1 protein-coding gene is annotated in these 1195 nt (G+C 60.6%); it reads right to left on the bottom strand.

Going from position 1 to position 1195, the window contains the following annotated elements; all coding sequences use genetic code 11:
• Nucleotides 1–1195 (bottom strand): YDG domain-containing protein (locus H663_RS41860; protein WP_240620607.1); only part of this gene is annotated, 1195 nt, incomplete at both ends.

Genomic DNA, 1195 nt, shown 5'->3' on the forward strand with positions numbered 1-1195 from the left:
TGGCTTTGCCGATCGTGCTGGTGGTGTTGCTCACCGTGGTGGGCAAGTTGTAGTTGCTCAGATCAGTACCAGTCGCTGCCGTGAAGTCGCCTGTCGCCAAGCTCGCGGTGACTGTTGTTGCCGTGGCCACGTTCTTGCTGTTGTAGGTGCCGCTGGCTTTGCTCACCGTTGCAGTTTCTGCCACGCCGTCCACTGTCACGCCCGTGGCCGTGATCGCACCCGTTGCCAATGCAGCCGCTGTCGTGCCGTCATAGGTCTTGTTCTGGCTGCTCATGGCCACAGCCAAGTTGGCTTTGCCGATCGTGCTGGTGGTGTTGCTCACCGTGGTGGGCAAGTTGTAGTTGCTCAGATCAGTACCAGTCGCTGCCGTGAAGTCGCCTGTCGCCAAGCTCGCGGTGACTGTTGTTGCCGTGGCCACGTTCTTGCTGTTGTAGGTGCCGCTGGCTTTGCTCACCGTTGCAGTTTCTGCCACGCCGCCCACTGTCACGCCCGTGGCCGTGATCGCACCCGTTGCCAATGCAGCCGCTGTCGTGCCGTCATAGGTCTTGTTCTGGCTGCTCATGGCCACAGCCAAGTTGGCTTTGCCGATCGTGCTGGTGGTGTTGCTCACCGTGGTGGGCAAGTTGTAGTTGCTCAGATCAGTACCAGTCGCTGCCGTGAAGTCGCCTGTCGCCAAGCTCGCGGTGACTGTTGTTGCCGTGGCCACGTTCTTGCTGTTGTAGGTGCCGCTGGCTTTGCTCACCGTTGCAGTTTCTGCCACGCCGTCCACTGTCACGCCCGTGGCCGTGATCGCACCCGTTGCCAATGCAGCCGCTGTCGTGCCGTCATAGGTCTTGTTCTGGCTGCTCATGGCCACAGCCAAGTTGGCTTTGCCGATCGTGCTGGTGGTGTTGCTCACCGTGGTGGGCAAGTTGTAGTTGCTCAGATCAGTACCAGTCGCTGCCGTGAAGTCGCCTGTCGCCAAGCTCGCGGTGACTGTTGTTGCCGTGGCCACGTTCTTGCTGTTGTAGGTGCCGCTGGCTTTGCTCACCGTTGCAGTTTCTGCCACGCCGTCCACTGTCACGCCCGTGGCCGTGATCGCACCCGTTGCCAATGCAGCCGCTGTCGTGCCGTCATAGGTCTTGTTCTGGCTGCTCATGGCCACAGCCAAGTTGGCTTTGCCGATCGTGCTGGTGGTGTTGCTCACCGTGGTGGG

Source organism: Limnohabitans planktonicus II-D5, from assembly GCF_001270065.2.
Classification (GTDB): Bacteria; Pseudomonadota; Gammaproteobacteria; order Burkholderiales; family Burkholderiaceae_C; genus Limnohabitans_A; species Limnohabitans_A planktonicus.